Origin of the sequence: Ruegeria sp. HKCCA5839, assembly GCF_013035585.1 — a bacterium.
Taxonomy (GTDB): domain Bacteria; phylum Pseudomonadota; class Alphaproteobacteria; order Rhodobacterales; family Rhodobacteraceae; genus Ruegeria.
Window position 1 is genome coordinate 93,895 of the sequence record NZ_WQIE01000007.1, and the last position, 19,799, is coordinate 113,693.

The 19,799-nt window shown below is 56.9% G+C and carries 17 protein-coding genes; 7 read left to right on the forward strand and 10 right to left on the reverse strand.

Annotated features, from left to right (window positions below; translation table 11 throughout):
- Positions 1–27: 27 nt before the first annotated feature.
- From GOV38_RS17505 to GOV38_RS17530, 6 genes are all read right to left on the reverse strand, one after another.
- The gene (locus GOV38_RS17505; protein WP_171208012.1) at positions 28–1,413 is read right to left on the reverse strand and encodes an aldehyde dehydrogenase family protein; all 1,386 of its coding nucleotides are present in this window, start codon (positions 1,411–1,413) and stop codon (positions 28–30) included.
- Positions 1,410–3,080: an acetolactate synthase large subunit gene (locus GOV38_RS17510; RefSeq protein WP_171208013.1), complete on the reverse strand. Its 1,671-nt coding sequence runs from the start codon at positions 3,078–3,080 to the stop codon at positions 1,410–1,412. Before GOV38_RS17510 ends, GOV38_RS17505 begins: the two co-directional genes overlap by 4 nt.
- A 51-nt stretch (positions 3,081–3,131) precedes the next feature.
- Complete coding sequence (locus tag GOV38_RS17515) at positions 3,132–4,640, reverse strand: FMN-binding glutamate synthase family protein (protein ID WP_171208014.1); 1,509 nt, start codon at positions 4,638–4,640, stop codon at positions 3,132–3,134.
- Positions 4,641–5,015: 375 nt separating this feature from the next.
- Positions 5,016–6,515, reverse strand: coding sequence for an aldehyde dehydrogenase (NADP(+)) (locus GOV38_RS17520; protein ID WP_171208015.1), 1,500 nt, complete (start codon positions 6,513–6,515; stop codon positions 5,016–5,018).
- Between the two features lie 190 nt (positions 6,516–6,705).
- Positions 6,706–7,134 (reverse strand): RbsD/FucU family protein, encoded by a 429-nt coding sequence (locus GOV38_RS17525; RefSeq protein ID WP_171208016.1) that lies wholly within the window; start codon positions 7,132–7,134, stop codon positions 6,706–6,708.
- Positions 7,135–7,277: 143 nt separating this feature from the next.
- The gene (locus tag GOV38_RS17530) at positions 7,278–8,015 is read right to left on the reverse strand and encodes a GntR family transcriptional regulator (RefSeq protein WP_171208017.1); all 738 of its coding nucleotides are present in this window, start codon (positions 8,013–8,015) and stop codon (positions 7,278–7,280) included.
- An 83-nt stretch (positions 8,016–8,098) separates the two neighbouring features.
- Between GOV38_RS17530 and GOV38_RS17535 the strand changes: the two genes are divergently transcribed.
- The gene (locus GOV38_RS17535; protein WP_171208018.1) at positions 8,099–9,637 is read left to right on the forward strand and encodes a UxaA family hydrolase; all 1,539 of its coding nucleotides are present in this window, start codon (positions 8,099–8,101) and stop codon (positions 9,635–9,637) included.
- A gap of 197 nt (positions 9,638–9,834) precedes the next feature.
- Complete coding sequence (locus tag GOV38_RS17540) at positions 9,835–10,254, forward strand: hypothetical protein (RefSeq protein ID WP_171208019.1); 420 nt, start codon at positions 9,835–9,837, stop codon at positions 10,252–10,254.
- Positions 10,255–10,482: 228 nt separating this feature from the next.
- On the opposite strand, the gene GOV38_RS17545 is transcribed toward GOV38_RS17540, so the two are convergent.
- The 3 genes from GOV38_RS17545 to GOV38_RS17555 all read right to left on the reverse strand — a co-directional run bounded on the left by GOV38_RS17545 (position 10,483) and on the right by GOV38_RS17555 (position 12,906).
- Positions 10,483–11,202, reverse strand: a complete 720-nt coding sequence (locus tag GOV38_RS17545) for a TfuA-like protein (protein ID WP_217352102.1) — start codon at positions 11,200–11,202, stop codon at positions 10,483–10,485.
- A complete protein-coding gene (locus tag GOV38_RS17550; RefSeq protein WP_171208020.1) occupies positions 11,199–12,392 on the reverse strand; it encodes a YcaO-like family protein in 1,194 nt (397 codons plus the stop codon). Before GOV38_RS17550 ends, GOV38_RS17545 begins: the two co-directional genes overlap by 4 nt.
- A gap of 112 nt (positions 12,393–12,504) precedes the next feature.
- Entirely contained in the window at positions 12,505–12,906 is a 402-nt protein-coding gene (locus tag GOV38_RS17555; protein WP_171208021.1) for a DUF4573 domain-containing protein, read from the reverse strand.
- 306 nt (positions 12,907–13,212) lie between these two features.
- Here GOV38_RS17555 and GOV38_RS17560 point away from each other — a divergent pair, with 306 nt between their 5' ends.
- From GOV38_RS17560 to GOV38_RS17575, 4 genes are all read left to right on the forward strand, one after another.
- Positions 13,213–14,211, forward strand: coding sequence for a pyridoxal-phosphate dependent enzyme (locus tag GOV38_RS17560; protein ID WP_254430460.1), 999 nt, complete (start codon positions 13,213–13,215; stop codon positions 14,209–14,211).
- A gap of 103 nt (positions 14,212–14,314) precedes the next feature.
- Complete coding sequence (locus GOV38_RS17565) at positions 14,315–15,211, forward strand: NAD(P)-dependent oxidoreductase (RefSeq protein ID WP_171208023.1); 897 nt, start codon at positions 14,315–14,317, stop codon at positions 15,209–15,211.
- 131 nt (positions 15,212–15,342) lie between these two features.
- The gene (locus GOV38_RS17570) at positions 15,343–16,143 is read left to right on the forward strand and encodes a mannosyl-3-phosphoglycerate phosphatase (RefSeq protein WP_171208024.1); all 801 of its coding nucleotides are present in this window, start codon (positions 15,343–15,345) and stop codon (positions 16,141–16,143) included.
- Positions 16,140–17,357 carry a glycosyl transferase gene (locus GOV38_RS17575; RefSeq protein ID WP_171133349.1) on the forward strand — a complete coding sequence of 406 codons (1,218 nt, stop codon included), beginning with the start codon at positions 16,140–16,142 and terminating at the stop codon, positions 17,355–17,357. The genes GOV38_RS17570 and GOV38_RS17575 overlap by 4 nt, the downstream gene beginning before the upstream one ends.
- Here GOV38_RS17575 and GOV38_RS17580 read toward each other — a convergent pair.
- Entirely contained in the window at positions 17,354–19,102 is a 1,749-nt protein-coding gene (locus GOV38_RS17580; RefSeq protein ID WP_171208025.1) for a sugar phosphorylase, read from the reverse strand. The genes GOV38_RS17575 and GOV38_RS17580 overlap by 4 nt on opposite strands.
- A 381-nt stretch (positions 19,103–19,483) precedes the next feature.
- Here GOV38_RS17580 and GOV38_RS17585 point away from each other — a divergent pair, with 381 nt between their 5' ends.
- Positions 19,484–19,702: a hypothetical protein gene (locus GOV38_RS17585; protein ID WP_171101987.1), complete on the forward strand. Its 219-nt coding sequence runs from the start codon at positions 19,484–19,486 to the stop codon at positions 19,700–19,702.
- The last annotated feature ends 97 nt before the right edge of the window (positions 19,703–19,799 follow it).

Genomic DNA, 19,799 nt, shown 5'->3' on the forward strand with positions numbered 1-19,799 from the left:
TGAAATCTAGCACATGGCTTTTGGCAGTTACAGCTTGATGACGGCCATCTTGTCCTGGGTCATGTCATGCATCGTATAGCCGATCCCACCGGTGTTATAGCCCGATTGCCGGCGTCCGGCGAAGGGCATCCAGTCGACGCGAAAGGCCGTGTGGTCGTTGACCATAACCGCTGTGGCGTCCAGCCGCTGAACCGCCTGCATTGCGGTGTCGAGCGATTTGGTGAACACCGCAGCCTGAAAGGCGACCGGCAGGCTGTTGGCGGTGGCAATGGCTTGATCCATACTGTCACAGCTGTAGACACAGATCACAGGGCCAAAGACCTCCATCTGTGAAACCCGTGCATCAGCAGGCGGATCCAGCAGAACGGTTGGCGCATAGGTGGTTTTGCCCAGCCGTTTGCCACCGGTTATCAGCCTGGCACCGCCATCAAGCGCCTCTTGCACCCAATCCTCGACGCGGTCGACCTCGGCCGGTCGGATCAGTGGGCCACAATCGGTGTTGGGGTCGGTCGCGTCGCCAACGGTGAGGCTGTCCGCCGCCGTGGCCAGCTTTTGGGCAATCACTTTGGCCTGGCCTGCCTGCGCAAAGACCCGCTGGACCGAGACGCAGACCTGACCCGAATGGTAAAATCCGCCCTTTGAAAGCGCCGGGATCATCGCGTCGATATCGGCGTCTTCGGCCACAATCACCGGTGCGGCACCGCCGTGTTCCAAAGCGCAGCGCGTGCCTGGGGCCAATTTTGATCGCAACATCCAGCCCACCCGCGCAGAGCCGATGAACGAGAAAAACCCAACCCGCGCATCGGTGATCATCTTTTCCGCGGTTTCATTGTCGCAGACCACGGCGCGGCACCAATCCTTTGGCAGCCCAGCCTCGTGCAGCATGGCCACGAATTCCAGACACGACAGCGGCGTGTCCAGGGCCGGTTTAACCACCACAGGACAGCCCGTTGCCACGGCGGGTGCCACCTGATGCACAATCAGGTTCAGCGGGTGGTTGAACGCGCTGGCTGCAACCACGACGCCGATGGGTTCGCGTTGGGTAAAAGCGATGCGTCCGGCCCCGGCCTCGGTCAGATCCATGGGGATCTCTTTGCCCGACATCTGGCCGATCTCATGCATGCAAAGTTCGACCCCATCAATGGCCCGTGCAACCTCAACCCGCGCATCGACCAGTGGTTTGCCGCCTTCGCTCGCGATCAACTGGGCCAGCTCATCAAAGCGGGCCTCCATCAGGCGCGCGGTTTTCCGCAGGATGGCAATGCGCTTATGGGCAGGCAGCCATTCGTCGCGATTGCGAAACAGGCCGTGCGCCGTGCCCAGCATCTGATCGATCTGCGGCCATGTGCTTGTCTCAACCGTTCCAATCGGGTCCTGGCTGAAGGGATTTACGACATCGATGGTCTGGCTCATATCAGGCAAGCCTTTGCCGCAAGCTCCTCGATCAGAACACGTTGGTTTTCGCTGTAATCCACCGGCACGTCGATCAGATGCACCCCGCCCGCGTTGAACGCGGCCTCGAATGTGGGCACAAGATCTTCGGTTCTAGTGACGCGGTGACCCGTGGCACCATAGCTGTTGGCGTATTGGACAAAATCGGGGTTGTTGAACTCCAGCCCCCAATCATCAAAGCCTGCATGCGACTGCTTCCAGCGGATCATCCCGTAAGAGCTGTCATTCAGAACGGTAACCACAAGGTTCAGACCCAGCCGCACAGCTGTCTCAATCTCTTGGCTGTTCATCATGAAGCCACCATCTCCGCAGATGGCCATGACCCGGCGCTTGGGATGCAGCTTGGCCGCCATCATGGCAGAGGGCAGGCCCGCCCCCATCGTGGCCAATGCGTTGTCCAGCAACACGGTGTTGGGCTGATAGGCTTTGTAATTCCGGGCGTACCAGATCTTGTAGATGCCGTTGTCCAGCGCGATGATATCGCAATCGTCCATAACCTTGCGCGTATCGGCCACCAGCCGTTGCGGGATGATCGGAAAGCGTGGGTCGTCAGAACCTTCGGACGTGTGCGTTTCTGTCTCTTGCTTGATGCGTTCAAAATAGTCGCGGTCAAATTCGACCTTGCCACCAATAATCGTATTCAGCCGTGTGATCGATTTCGCCAGATCGCCGACGACCTCAAGCTGCGGGAAATAGACCTGATCGACCTGCGCTGCCTTATAGTTCACATGGATCACTTTTTGGCGGCCGTCTTCTTCCATGAAGAAGGGTGGTTTTTCCACCACGTCATGGCCCACATTGATGATCAGGTCCGCCCGGTCGATGGCGCAATGCAGATAGTCGCCATCCGACAGCGCCGCCGTCCCCAGAAACAGGTCCGAGCGTTCGTCGATCACGCCTTTGCCCATCTGGGTGTTAAAGAACGGGATCTGCGTGGCATCGGCAAAGGCGCTGAGCGCCGAGCGCGCGTCTTTGCGATTGGCACCGGCCCCTAGCAGCAGCAGGGGCATCTTTGCCGCGCGGATCATCTCGGCGGCTTGGTTCAACACCTCATCCGAGGCCACCGCATAATGACGGGGGTGCGGTTGCAGAACGGTTGCGTCGGTTTCTTCGGCTGCGATGTCTTCGGGCAGTTCCAGCAGAACCGCACCGGGGCGTTCCTCTTCGGCAATGCGGAAGGCTTCGCGGATCAGCGACGGGATCGTGTTGCCATGCACGATCTGTTTGGACATTTTGCAGATCGGATCAAACAGGCCAACCACGTCTACGATCTGAAACTGGCCCTGCTTGGATTTCTTGATGGGTTTTTGCCCGGTGATCATGATCAGTGGCATACCGCCAAGATGTGCATAGGCCGCTGGAGTGGCGAAATTGGTGGCACCCGGGCCAAGCGTCGCCATGCATACGCCCGCCTTGCCAGTCAAACGCCCATAGGTGGCGGCCATAAAGGCCGCGCCTTGTTCATGCCGGGTCAGCACCAGTTCAATCGAAGACGTCCGCAAAGATTCCAGCACGTCCAGGTTTTCTTCACCCGGTACGGCAAAGATATGTTCCACACCTTCAGCTTCAAGCGCGGCAACCAAAAGGTCCGACGCTTTTGTGGGGGTCAAAGTCTGCGTGTCAGCCATTTGGGCCTCCGGTTTCTCGAGGTTTGATCGTGGGGGTATTTCTGATGTGGTTCACTCAGCGGCGTGCATGATCTCGGGCTCTGGATAAAGTTCGTCCATCGACACGGACCGCCCGTTATCCAGCACGATGCGCGCGTGAAAGCGTTTCAATTGCCGTGGTTCCGAAACTCCGCAGCTATGGGCGATGATACCGACCTCTTTCTTCATGTTGTTGGCATAAGAGGCAACACGCTCGGATTTACTGGTGGGATCCAGACCGAATTGCAGTTTGGGATCATGAGTGGTGATGCCAGTGGGACAAGTGTTTTTGTTGCATTGAAGGGCTTGAATGCAGCCAAGTGCAAACATGAACCCTCGGGCTGAGTTCACGAAATCTGCACCGGCACAAAAGGCCCAGGCCACCTCGGAGGGGTTGATCATCTTGCCGCTGGCACAAACCTTGATGCGGTCACGCAAACCGTGCTTTTTCAAAACATCCACCACCAAGGGCAGGCTCTCCCGCAGCGGCATCCCCATGTTGTCAATCAAGCTCATCGGGGCAGCACCCGTACCGCCATCCGCGCTGTCTATGGTGACGAAATCCGGTGCGCTTTCGGGGCCTCGGGCCAGAATTTCAGCGCAGAGTGTATCAAAGAACCCATATGCGCCGATCACGGCTTTGAAGCCCACCGGCTTGCCCGTCACGTCCCGCACATAGGCAATCATGTCCAGCAGATCACCATCACTGTCGATCTCGGGATGCCGGTTCGGGCTGATGGCATCTTCACCCACTTTCAGGCCGCGAATTTCGGCGATTTCTTGTGTGACCTTCGCGCCGGGCAAGATTCCGCCTTTGCCGGGTTTGGCGCCCTGGCTCAGCTTGATCTCGAACATCTTGACCGCGTCATGGGCCGCTACAACCCGCAGTCGGTCTTCGTCAAATCCGCCTTCGGGTTTGCGTACGCCGAATTTTCCGGTTCCGATCTGGAACACTATGTCGGCGCCGCTTTCCAAATGATAGGGCGACAGCCCGCCTTCTCCGGTGTTGATCCAGATGCCTGCCTTTTTGGCCCCTTCGGACAAAGCGCGCACAGCCGGTACCGAGATTGCCCCAAAGCTCATGCCGGAAATATTGAAGATGGAATCCGTTGTATAAGGTTGCCGCGCATAGGGGCCAACGGTGACCATGGATGGCGGTTGTGCATCCTGTTCCAGCGTCGGAAAGGGGCAGTTCACGAAATAGACAGTGCCGGTCGGTCTCAGATCACGGGTCGAGCCAAAGGCGACGGTCGAATCCACGTTCTTGGCAGCCCGGTAGACCCATGACCGTTCGGCCCGGTTGAACGGCATCTCTTCGCGGTCTTGTGCAAAGAAATACTGTCGAAAGAACTCGCCCATATGTTCAAAGAAGTACCGAAACCGCGCCACAACCGGATAGTTGCGCCGCAAGGTGCTTTCGGTTTGGGTCTTATCGCGGAAATAGGCAACCAATACCCACAACACTCCGACGCCGACTGCGAAAATGAACGTGTAGGTCAGGACCTGCAGCAATGTGAGAATGAAATCGGATACCTGAGACATGAGAATTGTGCTCCTATAAGCGGCACGACCGCGACCAGTGGTCTCTAGTTATTCGCATCACCGAAGTCCTGCCAGACTTGCGCAACTCTTATCACAGACTTGTTTCTGGTTCGGGATCGTTTCGTGAGAAAGAGCCCCGAAACAGGTACATTCCGCAGGAAATGTTTCAGAAACGCACGGTTATCCACCGAGCGTTTTGCGGGCGATAGCGCCCGAGCTTGTCGGGCCCGAAAGCCCCGTTACACACACATCCAAAAGGTCATGTGTGTGTTTCCACGTTACATCAGCCGCTCGAAGATCAGGCCCGCGTCAGGGCCGGACCGCGTTCAAATCTGAAACGCGGTGGCTCTGCTCGAACCAGATCGCGGCCCGTTCTTATCGCTTGGGCAGCAGGTCTGTGGGGATGTTTTGATAGCAGACCGGGCGCAGGAACCTGCGGATGGACAACGTCCCGACCGATGTCGCCCCAAAATTGGTTGACGCAGGATAGGGGCCACCATGCACCATGCTGTCACAGACCTCGACCCCGGTTGGGAAGCCGTTGGCCAAAAGCCGCCCCGCCTTACGCTCGAGGATGGGCAGCAGTGATTGCGCGCGTTTCAGATCCTGATCGTCGAAATGCAGGCTACAGGTCAGTTGGCCTTTGATTGTGTTTGCGACCCGCAGCATCTGGTCGAAATTCCGGACCCGAACAACGATGCCGAGCGGCCCAAAGACCTCCTCTTGCAGCTCAGGATCAGCCAGCCAGTCATCACAAGATACGGTGAACAGATAAGGTGCTGCTTCGCGCGTCTCGCAAGGCGTGCCAATGATCTGTTGAACACCAGCGGTGGTGGCGACGCGTTCGACCCCTGCGCGATAAGAGCTTGCGATACCGTCGGTCAGCATCGTTTGATTTGCGACTTTTGACAGCGCATTCTGCGCTTTGGTCTGAAAGGCGTCCGCGTCAGGGCCGTCCAGGATCAGTGCAATACCCGGGTTTGTACAGAATTGGCCCGCCCCCATGGTCAGCGATCCTGCCCACCCTTCAGCGATCGCGTCGCCGCGTGCTGCAGCGGCATGCGGTAGGATGAACATGGGATTGATCGAACCCAACTCCCCAAAGAAAGGGATCGGTTCCGGCCTTGCGGCGCAAAGGTCAAACAAGGCGCGCCCCGCTTTGAGCGATCCTGTGAACCCCACGGCGCGGATCAGCGGATGTTTCACAAGCGCAGTCCCCACTTCGATGCCGTCACTTTGGATCAAGGAAAACACACCCGGATGTGTGCCCGTGGCCTTCAGCGCCGCGTCAATCGCTTGCGCAACAATCTCACCAGTACCGGGATGGGCCGGATGACCTTTGACGACAACAGGGCAGCCTGCCGCCAAGGCCGCGGCAGTGTCACCGCCTGCGACCGAGAAAGCCAGTGGAAAGTTTGACGCACCAAAAACGGCAACCGGCCCCAACGGGCGTTGGATCATGCGCAAGTCAGGACGGGGCAGCGGCGCTCGGTCGGGCAACGCGGGATCGTGGCGTTCGTCCAGATAATCACCTTGCTCGATATGATCGGCGAACAGGCGCAATTGGCCGGTTGTGCGGCCTCGTTCGCCTTGCAACCTTGCCTCGGGCAGACCGGTTTCCTGAGTTCCTATTTCGGTTAGCACTTCGCCGCGCGCGTCAATCTCATCTGCGATCTGACGCAATAAGGTGGCACGCTCTGCGCGGCGAGACCACCCGAAGACAAGAAACGCTTCGTCAGCGGCTTGCACGGCCGCATCGACTTGCGCTGCGGTTCCTACGGCAAAATCATGGCTGGGACCATGTGCAGGAGCGGACGAAAACTGTGAGGTACTTCCAATCCATTCGCCTGAGATGAGGTGTTTTCCGGTCAGCATGACGTTTCTTTCTTAGCAAAGGCGGTATTTGATACGCGAACGCGTCACACAAGACGCATTTCAGATTGCAATTGGTTAACGCGTACACCACTGATTTCAAGTTCAGATCTGTTGGTCTTGCGAACTCCTTTGAGCAGGTCCAGTACCAATGACCAACAGAAGAAGCAGTGTGCAAATAGTGGCCCGGCCGTTAACCGATCACTCCTTTTTTGAGAATGATATTGCCATAGAACCTGCGCTCGCCAGTTTGAACAATGGCATAGGCCTGAGCCGCGCGGTCATAAAAGGCAAAACGTTCTAGGGTCTGAATCTGTGCTGGATTGTCAGCGGCCTCATTGATGATGGCCTGAAAATCTGCAACGGCCTCGGGGATCGTTTCGGGCTCACCAACCACTTCCATCGTAAGGGCCGGGTCGGGCACGAACGTGTCTAGCGGCATGAGTGAAAGAACCGCTTCCAAAACCTCACTTGCAGTGGACCCATCGGCGCGGATACATTTTGGCCCGCTGCTTGAGCCGGGAAAATTGGCGTCCACTATGACAATCTCGTCACCATGCCCCATCGCACGCAGAGTATGCAGCAAATCGGGTGAAAGGATCGGATCGATGTTATGCAGCATTGGTATTCTCCTTTGTCAGGTATGATTTCTGGCGGGCAGGACAGATTGCACAGAACTCGATTGGGTTGATGCAGCCTGTTCGACGTGCAAGTCGGGAACGATAACTCTGATACTGCTGAGCGGTGGCATGGTTGAAAGCAAGCTCATTCTGCCGAGTGTGTTCTGCGCGTGGTTGGTTTGAAAAGCTCTGGTTTGTGGTCTTCTAACAGCTCTATGCGCGGCAAAAGCTGGCCAAGATGGTGTCGCATGGCATCCTGCGCGGCACGCTCATCACGCTGGCAAATTGCATCAAAGATGGCACGGTGTTCCACAAGCGTTTCGGCAGCACGTCCAGGTGTCGGAAGGATCAGCATTCGCGCACGACTGACTTGCAGTGAGACCGTTTGAGCCACCTCAGAAAGACGGCGGTATCCTGTAAACTCCATCAAAAGATCATGGAACTCTTCGTCTGCCTGGTAGAAGCCAACGCTATCACCATCCTCGATCAACACCTCTTGCAACCGCAAATTCCGGTTGAGCAACCTGCGCTGATCTTCGGTCAGGTCGCGCGCGACTTTCGCAACCGTCGCAAGCTCGAGCGCTTCGCGCAAGAAAGCGCCTTCACGGATTTCGTCCATCGAAAAGTAGGAAACCCGCGTACCTGATTGCGGCACCACATCGACCAGGCCTTCTGCTGCAAGACGAGCAATGGCTTCGGAAACGGGTGCGCGTGAAACACCAAGCCTCTCGCAAATGGGCGCTTTGCGCAAACTCACCCCGGGAGGAAAGTCCAATGCCAGTATAGCCTGTTTCATCACGTGATGGACCTGCTGGGTCAGTGACCCTTGGATCGCGGATATTTCAGGCAATAGACCTGCGTCAATGTCGTGATGGTCACTCATTCGCTTTCACTTATCATTCTAACATGTTAGTTAGCAAGAATTGAATCAACAGCCGGAAATATGCGCGAAAAGTTGGGAAGAAAATGCAAACAGACACTGCCGCGACCACTCATGACGTGATCACGCTGAACCCTGAGGACAACGTAGTGATCGCCCTGCGAGATCTTCCTGCGGGCGTTGAGCCTGAAAATGTGCCTGTTCCGTTGGCCTTGTCGATCTCGCGCGGTCACAAAATCGCGGTGACCGCAATCGGCGCGGGTGAAAACGTGATCCGTTATGGTCAAATCATTGGTCAGGCCAAACGCGACATCGCCCCGGGCGAGCATGTGCATGTTCACAATCTGGGCATGGGCGCACACCAACAGGACTATGCCCATGCCAGCGCAAACACACCTTTGCCTGCGCGCGCAGAAAACCGAACCTTCAACGGCTATCACAGGTTAGATGGCCGGGTTGGGACGCGGAACTATATCGGCATTCTGACGACGGTGAACTGCTCCGGCTCGGTCGCGCGGTTCATCGCAGAAGCGGCTGAGAAATCCGGTTTGCTGGACGCTTTCCCGAATGTGGATGGAGTGGTTCCCATTGTGCATGGCACAGGATGCGGGTTGTCGGCCAAGGGTGAAGAATACGACACGCTGTTCCGCACCCTCGCAGGTTATGCGCAGCATCCGAACTTCGGGGGAATTCTGCTGATCGGGTTGGGCTGCGAAGTGATGCAAGTGGCGGATTTGGTAGGAGGTCGCCCAATCCGCCATGATGGCGCGCTTCGTTACATGACCATCCAGAACGAAGGCGGGACGCGACGTACGATTGAGCGCGGTCTGGACGAGTTGCGTGGCATTGCCGAGCTGGCCAATCAGGCCGAACGCGCTCCGGCACCGCTCAGCGCCATTACCGTTGGAATGCAATGCGGCGGCTCAGACGGGTATTCGGGGATCACCGCAAACCCCGCACTCGGATATGCCTCGGACCTGTTGGTTCAACAGGGTGGCACCACGATCCTGTCGGAAACGCCTGAAATCTACGGAGCCGAGCATCTGCTGACCCGGCGGGCCGAAACCGTCGAAGTGGGTGAGAAGCTGATCGAACGCATCGCGTGGTGGGAAGATTACACCGCACGCAACGGGGGCGAGATGGACAACAATCCCAGCCCCGGAAACAAGCGCGGCGGGTTGACGACCATCCTTGAAAAATCCCTTGGTGCTGTTGCAAAGGGCGGTACTGCACCGTTGCGTGGTGTCTACAAGTTTGCCGAAATGGTCGACAAGAATGGCTTTGTATTCATGGACAGCCCAGGATTTGATCCCTGCTCGGTCACCGGGCAGGTGGCTTCGGGGGCCAATCTGGTTGTCTTCACAACCGGGCGCGGATCCGTTTCGGGCTATCAGCCCACGCCTTGCGTCAAGCTGGCAACCAATTCCGAGATGTACGCGCGCATGTCCGACGATATGGATCTGAACTGCGGGGATATCGTGAGCGAAGGTGTCAGCATCGAGGAGAAGGGCCAAGAGCTGCTTGAGATCCTGATCCGTGTTGCATCCGGCGAGAAAACCAAAAGCGAAGAACTTGGGTTTGGCGGCGTGGAATTCGTGCCCTGGCAGATCGGCGCGGTGATGTAGCCGAGTGAAGGCTATTGGTGGCTGCTTACGGCTGGGGATGAAACGGTACGCTAGCACCGGAACGACGATTCGGGCAACGTACCGAGAAGGTCGGCAGAGAGCCCAGTTGACGGTTTAGCTGAATGCTAGCCGTGCCGCAAGTTGTGGTCAGGTCAATACAAGAGGGAATAGCGTTGCGAAATAGGAAATCCGATCAATTGGATAGCAAGATTGATGGTTTCGCCGAGAAGTACAAGTTGTGGCTTGTCATCCCGTTGGTGATTTCCGGCCTGGTAGCGTTCAAGAACCTGTATGTTGGGTTTGGTTTCTTTTTGTTTTTCGTTTCTATTTGGCTCTTTATTTGGGTAATCGAAAAAATACTGAACAACTTTCGTAGGTTACTGCCAAAATCACTGACCCAAGACCAACACAAAGCACTTGTTGAGGCAGGTGCTGCAACACTGTTTTTAGGTGGATTGGCTATTACTGGGATCGTTCTGCGCAACGACAACTTTGTATCAAATTGGTTGGGCGAAAAGATGCCGGGCGGGATGAGCATCGGATTCATCGATCCAACGTTCGCAGCAGTCGTTCTCCTATGCATTTGGGTTTATACAGGATACCGCGTCAGCCGCTGAGATGAGACTTTGTGAAGTCCGCTTCGTCCCGCAGGTCGGCAGTTCGTGCGGGTTGAAGCGAATGGCAGGTGTACTAGAACGCCCCCTGCACTGAGAAAGTCAACGTATTAACCAAATGAAACGCGGTTGGAGGTAAGAACAGCCATTTCGTTGTAGTGGTAGCCGCTCCCCTTACCGACAAGCCTTGCGGGTCTAAACCTTCTATTTCGCCCCATCCGTAAGCGACCCCTATTGGTGCGTCTGATCAAAGATTGATGTGCGTTCAAGGTGGAATTTGGGCACAAAGCGTTCGGGATCACTCGCCAGGAAGCTGCGCATATGCGTGAGCATTTCAATCGCATCTTTTTTCTTGAGGTCCACGGCGCCGTGTTCCATCCAGGCCTCTAATGCGCTGAGGCCTTCGGCCTCGAGACCGGCGTCGTGGCCCAGATCAATCATCTGCCGATAGGACCGGTTCGAGAAATAGCTTTGATCCATCAGGTCTAGCAGCTTGTCCGCCGTTGCTTGCAAGACGATGTTTTGCTGAACCGCCGCACCAAGCGTTGCGCGTATGTTCACCAGCGGTTGCGACAGGGCCGGGTATCCAAGTTCCGCAGGGCCGTGATTCAGGGCCACTTCATCGTCTCGTATCAATTGCCCGTCGCGGTAGCCCTCAAAGATGCGGCCAATCCCTATCATGCCGAACCCGTGCAATTCGGCAGCGCGCAGCGCGCCCATGCTGGAGCTGCCAAAAACGTGAATGCCGTGATGCAAGGCCCACAGGATTTCCTTGTGCAGAACCGAGGGCGTCAGTTGAAAGTACCCGTCAATTATTCCGATGGCACGGGGCTGGCTGGCCACCGCAGCCATCACGTCTCCCTGCGCGGCGGGTGGGCGGTAATCGGCGTGCAGATAGGCCTGCGCATCGTCTGGCCCAATGGTGGGGCCGCAAAAGATGATGACGGTCAAGACATAAGCTCCTGCGCAGAGGCGGCACGCGCGCCGGGGGTATAGCGGTCATCGTCGCAGGCGCCTTCCAGCCCCGGCACCAGAACCCGCACAACTGAGATATGGTCAGCGACATAAGGTGCCGTGATGTCGATCATACAGGCGTCTTTCAGCCCTGCATCCTGAAGCCTGATTTGGACCCAGCTCAAATCGTCTTCTGGGGTCGGTGCATGAAGGGATGGGCGCGCCGTGAAATCCAACTGCCCCGGACGGGCTATCAATTCGCGAAACTGCATTTCCTTGTAGAAGTCCTGCTGCAAGTCATCCCGAGAGCCGGTGATCAGCGTCAATCGCTCTTGCGCGGCTTCGGTCAATGCACGCGACAGGGCAATCTCACGCATGGGATGGCACCCGGCCCCAACGGACGGGCGCGACAACAGCGCGGGAATATTGCCCCGTTCACAAGCCCAGGTCAGAAAGACAGGCACACCTATATCCGAGGTCACATCCCAAATGGCCAGGTCGATATCCGCTGCGGCGAATTTTTGCAGAATCTGCTGCAGATCCGGGTCTTTGATCGTGCTTTGATCCACCCGGCGGGCATCGCGCCTATCCCACGGCAATTGCGTCCACAGCGCTATGGCATCCCGTTCGATCACCTCGCACAACCCATGCGTGGCGGCCTCGGCCCGCGAATTGCCAGAGGCCAAGCCATTGGAACTGGACAGGAAAAACCCGCTGCCTGGGGGCAGGGGGCGGGTGTAGTTGGTGTGGACTAGCTCGTAAGGCGCCCAGATACCGGTTTGATCTTCCAGCCGCTGCATCTGGATCCAGAGCATCTGTACATAGGGATCAAAAGGCCTGCCGCTGTTGAAAGGCAAGTCGTCGATCCGGACGATGTTATGCGAATACCGGATGTCTTCATAACAGGCGTGCAGTACCGGTTGTGCGATCCGCTCGGCATGGAAAATCTCGATCGATTCCATGACGGCCGATGCGACCGCCGCCTCGGGCGTGACGCCTTTGCCCTGGGAAACCGCCATCGAACGCGAGTTTGGCCGGCACGCAACCATCGTTGGCAACCCCACACGATCCAGCCCGGTCACATCAGCAATCCGGGTAATACCAAAGACCTGAAAGAGGGGGCGCAAAAGATCGACAGTCTCGGCGGGGGGGCGGATCCTGTGCGTGCCGCGCAGATAATGTTTCAAGCCAACCCCTCGTTGGACCGTTCAAAGCTTTCTAATGTCCCTGCGCGACTTTTGATCCGCGTTCAAGGGGTGTTGGCACCCAATCCAGACCAACACCCGATAAGCTCAGTCGTCAGACCGCCGCGGTCGGATCGATCTTGGCCCCGACTTGTGTCGGGTCAATCTTGGCTCCGACTTGCCCAGGGTCGATCTTGGCACCGCATTGTGTCGGGTCGATTTTCGCCCCGTGCTGTGTGGGATCAATCTTGGCCCCAACCTGCGACGGATCAATCTTTGCCCCATGCTGAGCAGGATCAATTTTGGCACCACATCGTGCGGGGTCGATCTTGGCGCCAATCTGTGCTGGATCAATCTTTGCACCGACGGCGCGCGGCTCCAGGGCGCCGGAATTCGCAGTGGAAGACTGCCGAGGCTCTTGCGCGGCAACAACGTCGGTCTTGACCGAAATGCCATCCCTGTCGATCGAAATCATGCGTCCGTCAGGCGCGCGGACAATCATTTGATGTTTTTCCATGAAATACCTCCTGAGTAAGATGTGTCGACTTTTGTTTTAGTGACACCAATGAAACTACGTTTCCGGCTTGTTAACACAAAAAGCCCTTCAAATCACGTAAATACCAACCCATTGGCCTTGGGCAACGCCTGCCCTGGCGGTCCTGACTACGTGTTGCGCGGAAACCCCGCCAATTCGCATCTTGGCCACCGGACTGCCCGGTTATTTTGCACTTTGGCAAAAAACCTCTCGCTTTTCCACCACGGCGGGACCAAAACCAAGGAGCTCTTGAAACCGAAAGTGTCAGGCCGAAACATGCAAGACCCGATGACATTTGACGTCGCTAAGCCCTTGGCTCTGTTACAGTCCTGCCCGGCCTACACCGCGTCGCCTTTGGTGAAACATAAACTGGAAGGTCGTTCGATCCTTATCAAGGACGAAACCCACCGGATGAATCTGGGTGCATTCAAAGCGCTTGGCGGTGTCTATGCGGTGGCGGAGTTGATCCGCGCCCGTGTCGAAGGCCCGCTGGACCCCGCCGAGTTTCTGGACAAACGCGTTCAAAGCGTCGCGGCGCAGCTTACATTTGTCTGCGCCAGCGCGGGCAATCATGGCATGGCCGTTGCGGCAGGAGCACAATTGTTCGGAGCCAGGGCCCGGATCCATCTGGCGAGCAACGTCCCCGACAGCTTTGCCAAGCGCCTGCGCGTGAAAGGGGCCGAGGTCATCCGTTCCGGCCAAGACTATGAGGCCAGCGTCGCCGTGGCGATTGATGATGCGAACACAAGCGGCGCCATTCACCTGGCTGACGGGTCATGGCCCGGATACACCCAAGCCCCGCATCTGGTGATGGAAGGCTACACCGTCATCGCTGAAGAAATGCGCGTAACCTTCGAAGCGTCTGGGAACTGGCCGAGTGATGTCTATCTGCAAGCGGGTGTTGGCGGGTTGGCTGCGGCGATGGCCTATATGATCCGCTCGACCTGGGCCGTTCAGCCAAAGATAATAGTTGTCGAACCTGACGCAGCGCCCTGCCTGCGGGATAGCGTTCAGGCGGGGAGAATGGTTACGGTCAAAGGGCCCACCTCGGTCATGGGGCGTCTGGATTGCAAGACACCCTCGATGCTGGCCTTCGATATCCTGCGGGATCGTGCCGACACTTGGGTCACTGTCAGTGACGATCAGGCCCGTGACGCTGTGGATCAGGCCAAAACATTGGGGCTTGCGACCACACCCTCGGGCGCAGCCGGACTGGCGGCTTGTTTGGCAGAAAAAGCAGACAGACCGCTTGTCATCCTGTCAGAAGGCAACCTGGCCGATGGTTAAGCTTTTGGCTTGCCTCGACAGCCGGCATGCGCATGGTGAATGCGTTGCGCCCGGAGGTAAGCCAAACAGACTCTGGACCCTGTTTTTGTAGAAGGACTTGAAGATGACAAAACCCACGATTGGTTTCATTGGCGTCGGCCTCATGGGTCATGGTATGGCCAAGAACATCATCGCCAATGGCTATCCTCTGGTGGTGATGGCGCATCGCAACCGAGCGCCGGTTGATGACTTGCTGTCCTGTGGTGCCACCGAAGCGGCGTCGGCCAAAGAGATGGCCGCGCAATGCGACATCCTTCATCTTTGCGTTTCGGGCAGCCCACAGGTTGAACAATTGGTTCGCGGAGAAGAGGGTATTCTGGCTTCGGGCAAAGAGGGGCTGATTGTGGTCGATTGTTCGACCTCTGATCCGGTCTCGACACTGCAACTGGCGCAAGAGCTGCGCCAGGCGGGCATGGACCTGGCCGACGCGCCTTTGGGGCGCACCCCAAAAGAGGCCGAGGCCGGAACGCTGGATGCGATGGTTGGTGCCGCACCTGAGACCTTTGCCAAGATCAAGCCAGTGCTTGACTGTTGGGCCGGTCTGGTTGTGCATCTGGGCGAGGTGGGCTTGGGCCACAAGATGAAGCTGATCAACAATTTCATCTCGCTGGGCTATGCGGCTTTGTATTCCGAAGCCTTAGCCATTGCCGAGAAATCGGGGCTGAGCGTCGAGCAGGTGGATTCCGTCATCCGCCCGGGCCGCTTGTCGAACGGGTTTTATGAGACCTTCATGAAGTGGTCGTTGGAGCGCGACGAGAACGCTCACAAATTCACCGTGACCAACGCGCATAAGGATATGCGCTATCTGGCCAATCTGGCCAACAGTGTTGGTGCCGTGACCCCGGTGCAGTCCGATGTCCGCAACGCGCTTGCTGCCATGGAGGCTGCAGGGCAGGGGCAGAAATACCTGCCGATGCTCGCGGATTTCGTGGCCCATATGAACGGGTTAAAACGCGGCTGACGCGCCCCGGTTTGATCGCGGCCGCAGGGCATGCTCAAAAACAAAGCGGATCGGCACGGGATGTGCCGGTCAGCACCATTTGCACCTGACCGGCTGTTGCGTCTGTCAAAGATCGGGCCCTATGATCGGGCATGACCGAAGACCTAGGCCTGATGATCTTCACAGATCTGGACGGAACACTCATCGACCACGAAACCTATCGGTGGGATGCCGCGAAACCGGCGCTGAAGGCTCTTCAATCGTTGCCCACTGCCGTCATTTTAGCCAGCAGTAAAACCGCGTTGGAAATCAGTGGTCTGCGGACGAATCTGGGCTTTGAGAAGTGGCCCGCCATCGTCGAAAACGGCGCGGGCATTTTGCCCCCGTTTGCCGACGACATTCCCGATCGGACACACTATGACAGGTTACGCGCAGCGTTGGACGCTATGCCAAAAGGCCTGCGCCAACCGTTCAGGGGCTTTGGCGATGTATCGGCAGCTGGTGTTGTCGAGATGACGGGCCTCAGCCCCGATGCTGCGACCCTGGCCCAGCAGCGCGGTTTTTCCGAGCCGGGGCTTTGGCAGGGATCCGACGCACAGAAGACAGATTTTCTTGCGGCCTTGCAAAGTCAGGGCATCACGGCCCAACAAGGCGGCCGCTTTCTGACGCTTTCTTTCGGGCGGAACAAAGCGGATTGTATGACTGAGATCATCGCGCAGCATCACCCCCGGCATACGATTGCGCTTGGGGATGCGCCCAATGACGTGCTGATGTTGGAACATGCCGAATTTGGCGTTGTGGTCGCGAACCCGCATCGCCCGGCCTTGGGCCCATTGAAAGGCGAAGACAGCGGGCGCATCCTGCGAACAGAGTTGGCCGGGCCCGCAGGATGGAATAGAGCTGTTCTGGACTTTCTGAACAGACTGGACTTGCAAGGGAATACTAAGGAATGAGCGACTTTCACCAGAACGGGAACATCGCAACGCTGCATAATCTCAACACTCGATCCCTCGATGAGCTGGAATATGAGCTGCGTAGCTTTGCAGAAACCCGCAAGATTTCTCTGGTGTTGCCGTGCCTCTATTCCGAGCTCGAAGGCCAGGCGATGCCGCATATCCTGTCCGAGCTGTCAAAGGTCAAATATCTGCACCGGATCATTATTGGCCTGGATGCGGCGGATGAGGCGCAGTTTCGCCATGCCAAGTCGTTCTTCAAGGACCTTAACCAAAATCATATCGTGATCTGGAACGACAGCCCGCGTATGCTGGCACTGGGAGAGCGGTTGAAGAAAATGGGCCTTGCCCCCAGCGAGCAGGGCAAAGGCAAGAATGTCTGGTCCTGTCTGGGCTATTTGATCGGCTGCGCTGACAGTTCGGTGATGGCAATCCATGATTGTGACATCCTCACCTATGACAAAGAGCTTTTGGCCCGGCTGGTCTATCCGGTGGCTAATCCCAGCTTTCCCTATCAGGTTGCCAAAGGGTATTACCCTCGGATTGGCGGGCAGAACCTGAACGGGCGCGTGACACGGCTCTTGGTCAGCCCGATCCTGATTGCCCTGAAACGGGTCATCGGCGACCGCGATTATATCGATTACCTGCGCAGCTTCCGCTATCCCTTGTCTGGCGAATTCGCCATGCGCACCGCCATTCTGCCCGACCTGCGCATCCCCTCCGATTGGGGGCTGGAAATAGGTGTATTGTCTGAGGCTTGGCGCAATCTGGCCCCTAAGGCGGTGTGTCAGGTGGATATCTCGGACGCCTATGACCACAAGCATCAGGATCTGAGCCCGGACGAGGCCCACGCGGGCCTGAACCGCATGTCCACCGATATCTGCAAAGCCATCTTCCGCAAACTGGCCGCTGACGGAACGGTTTTTACGCCGAACGTGTTCCGGACGCTCAAGGCCACCTATTATCGCTGTGCGCTGGACCTGCTGGAGGCCTATTACAACGACGCCAAGATGAATGGGCTGTCTGTCGACCGCCACAAGGAAGAGCAATCAATTGAGATGTTTGCCGAAAACATCATGCGTGCGGGGCAGATCTTCTTGGACAACCCGCATGAGACGCCATTTATCCCGACCTGGAACCGCATACATGCGGCTGACCCAAGCTTTCTGTCCGACATCACCCAAGCTGCCCGCGCGGACGAAAAGGAATACTAACTGCGATTACTGATCCAGCGGCACTGATAGGGCGCAAGTGTAACAGTATCGGTCGACATATCCACGACATCACCGCTTAGCAGATCGACCCACGCCTCATCATCGATAAGGTTCATCGACAGATGCGGAACCTCGACAATCTGGTCGCTGACATTGTGCAAGGCAAAGATCGATTGATAGCGGTCCAGGCTCTGACGCCAAACCCCAAAAACGCGATCCTCGAGCGGGATGGTGAATTGTGTGGCGTTGGGATGAAAGGCCGGTTGGCGCGTTCTGATCCGCAACCGATCTGACAGCGCTTTCAGAACTCTTGCCTGCGGTGTCGACGGATCATCCAACAACGCGTTCAACGTCGGGTAATCCCATCTGTGCCGGTTGATCCCGCGTTTCATGCCGCGCCGTTCGACCTGTTCGTGATCGTTGGGGGTGGCCAGCAGCGAATGGATATAGAAAGCCGGAATGCCCTCCAGCGACATCGGTATGGTTTGCGAGCAGACGAACCGATCGAAGTGATGATCATCCTTGCCTGCAAAGGTCTGCGCCGTGGCCTCGTAATAGGTGGTGTTGATCTCATAGGGGGCCTCGCGCCCGTCGGGAAGGGCGCGCATCGAAACAAGCCCCCCAACCTCTTTGATCGTGTCGATCATCCGCGCCTGTTCCTCGGCGGGCAATATCCCTTCGGCAGGGCGCATACCGATACCGTCATGGCTGGCGGTAAAGTTCAGATAGGCGCATCCCATCTGAGCAGGCGGCATCCCGCTTTGCCAGCGGCGCAGATAAGCGGCCGAACCCGACATGACTGCGTGCAGGATCAGCGGGGGCAGGGGGAAATTGTAGATCGCATGCGCCTCATCCCGATTGCCGAAATAGCTGAGGTTTTCTGTTTTCGGCACATTGGTTTCGGTCAGCAGGATGATCGTCTCAGTCGCATAATCGCACAGCAGACGCATCAGCTTCACAATGGCATGGGTCTGGGGCAGGTGGATCGAGGGTGTGCCCACCTCTTTCCAAAGAAAGGCGACGGCGTCCAAACGGATGATGCGCACGCCGTTGTCTACATGCAGGCGGATGATCCGTAGAAATTCCAGCAGCACCTCGGGGTTCGAGAAATCCAGATCGATCTGGTCATGGCTGAACGTACACCAGACATGTTTGGGCCCGTTTGCCGTCTCGACCTCTTGCAACAAGGGCGTGGTCCGGGGCCGCACAACGTCGCTTAGGTCATCATCGGGCGAGGCCTCGAAAAAGAACGCGTCATAGGGCGATTGCCCCTGCCGATAGGCGTTGAACCAAGTCCCCTGGCTTGAGACATGGTTCAGCACAAGATCAGACATCAGGTGAAAATCGCCACCAATCCGGTTGATATCGGCCCAATCCCCCAGTTGCGGGTTCACCGACTGAAAATCAGTCACGGCAAAGCCATCATCCGAGGTGAAGGGAAAAAACGGCAGGATGTGAACACCGTTCACCACCCCTTTGAGGCGGCGCAGCAGAAAGTCATGCAGCAAATCCAACGGTTTATGCGCACCATCCAGGATCGAGTTGCCATAGGTTATGACCAACGCATCTTTTTCGCTCCACAGATTGTTGCTGGGCACACGACCGCGTTTTCTGGGATGTGCGGTGTCTGGCCAAAAGGCCTCGACAACCTGCGCGCCCAATTCGGCGGTATTTTGATCTGGATAGACCTGCCCCAGTAACGACTTCAGCCGAGCGTCAAATGTTCGGGCCTTGGATGGCTGCATGGAAACCTCTTTACTCTTTCGACGCACGGATACTGACCGCCATATTCTTGAGACTATCCACAGGTCTTGTCCACTCGGTGCCAGCTTGCAAGCAGAACTTGACGGGAAGCTGTTCAAATTTCAGGCAAAACCGCAACTAGCCTGCCGCAAATCCACAGTTTGGCCGCAATTCTTTGCGAAGATTGTGATGGGTCAAATGGCGACGGGTGGCAGCTCTGCAAACCCGAACTTCAAGCCAGCAGACCTGCTTTTTGAACTGTGAACGGGTCCAAAGAACCCGGATTTGAGCTTAAGGACTTTACAGGAAAATCCGCCTTGCCGCTTTGCTATGTGCTGAATTCTATGCGCAGGGTTGATGAGTTCGCTTAGGCTAAAAGAGAGATGGGAGATTTCCTGGGCACTTCCGGCAAAAGCGGTCGGCTCTTCATGCTGCGCCTGATCGGATCAAAAAGCATTCAAGTCGACCAAATGGCTGACAAAGGATCAGGTGCGCATCTGAAACAGGCGATTTCAGACTGTATTATTCATCAACATGAAAAGAGCGATTTAAGCGCCTTCTATGCAATGCTGAAATTGCCAGAGACTCCGAGAGGGCTTTAACGTTCACTTTCCCGCCCCGTGTCAATTTGCGCCCGGATAGGTGATTGATCCCAAGCCAATCCTGATTTAAGGGAGGCCCTGTCACATCAGAGTCTCC

Excerpts from the sequence above, each read along its gene's own strand:
- GOV38_RS17505 (WP_171208012.1), bottom strand. The coding sequence starts at position 1,413 with ATGAGCCAGACCATCGATGTCGTAAATCCCTTCAGCCAGGACCCGATT.
- GOV38_RS17510 (WP_171208013.1), bottom strand. The coding sequence starts at position 3,080 with ATGGCTGACACGCAGACTTTGACCCCCACAAAAGCGTCGGACCTTTTG.
- GOV38_RS17515 (WP_171208014.1), bottom strand. The coding sequence starts at position 4,640 with ATGTCTCAGGTATCCGATTTCATTCTCACATTGCTGCAGGTCCTGACC.
- GOV38_RS17520 (WP_171208015.1), bottom strand. The coding sequence starts at position 6,515 with ATGCTGACCGGAAAACACCTCATCTCAGGCGAATGGATTGGAAGTACC.
- GOV38_RS17525 (WP_171208016.1), bottom strand. The coding sequence starts at position 7,134 with ATGCTGCATAACATCGATCCGATCCTTTCACCCGATTTGCTGCATACT.
- GOV38_RS17530 (WP_171208017.1), bottom strand. The coding sequence starts at position 8,015 with ATGAGTGACCATCACGACATTGACGCAGGTCTATTGCCTGAAATATCC.
- GOV38_RS17535 (WP_171208018.1), top strand. The coding sequence starts at position 8,099 with ATGCAAACAGACACTGCCGCGACCACTCATGACGTGATCACGCTGAAC.
- GOV38_RS17555 (WP_171208021.1), bottom strand. The coding sequence starts at position 12,906 with ATGGAAAAACATCAAATGATTGTCCGCGCGCCTGACGGACGCATGATT.
- GOV38_RS17560 (WP_254430460.1), top strand. The coding sequence starts at position 13,213 with ATGACATTTGACGTCGCTAAGCCCTTGGCTCTGTTACAGTCCTGCCCG.
- GOV38_RS17565 (WP_171208023.1), top strand. The coding sequence starts at position 14,315 with ATGACAAAACCCACGATTGGTTTCATTGGCGTCGGCCTCATGGGTCAT.
- GOV38_RS17570 (WP_171208024.1), top strand. The coding sequence starts at position 15,343 with ATGACCGAAGACCTAGGCCTGATGATCTTCACAGATCTGGACGGAACA.
- GOV38_RS17575 (WP_171133349.1), top strand. The coding sequence starts at position 16,140 with ATGAGCGACTTTCACCAGAACGGGAACATCGCAACGCTGCATAATCTC.
- GOV38_RS17580 (WP_171208025.1), bottom strand. The coding sequence starts at position 19,102 with ATGCAGCCATCCAAGGCCCGAACATTTGACGCTCGGCTGAAGTCGTTA.
- GOV38_RS17585 (WP_171101987.1), top strand. The coding sequence starts at position 19,484 with ATGGGAGATTTCCTGGGCACTTCCGGCAAAAGCGGTCGGCTCTTCATG.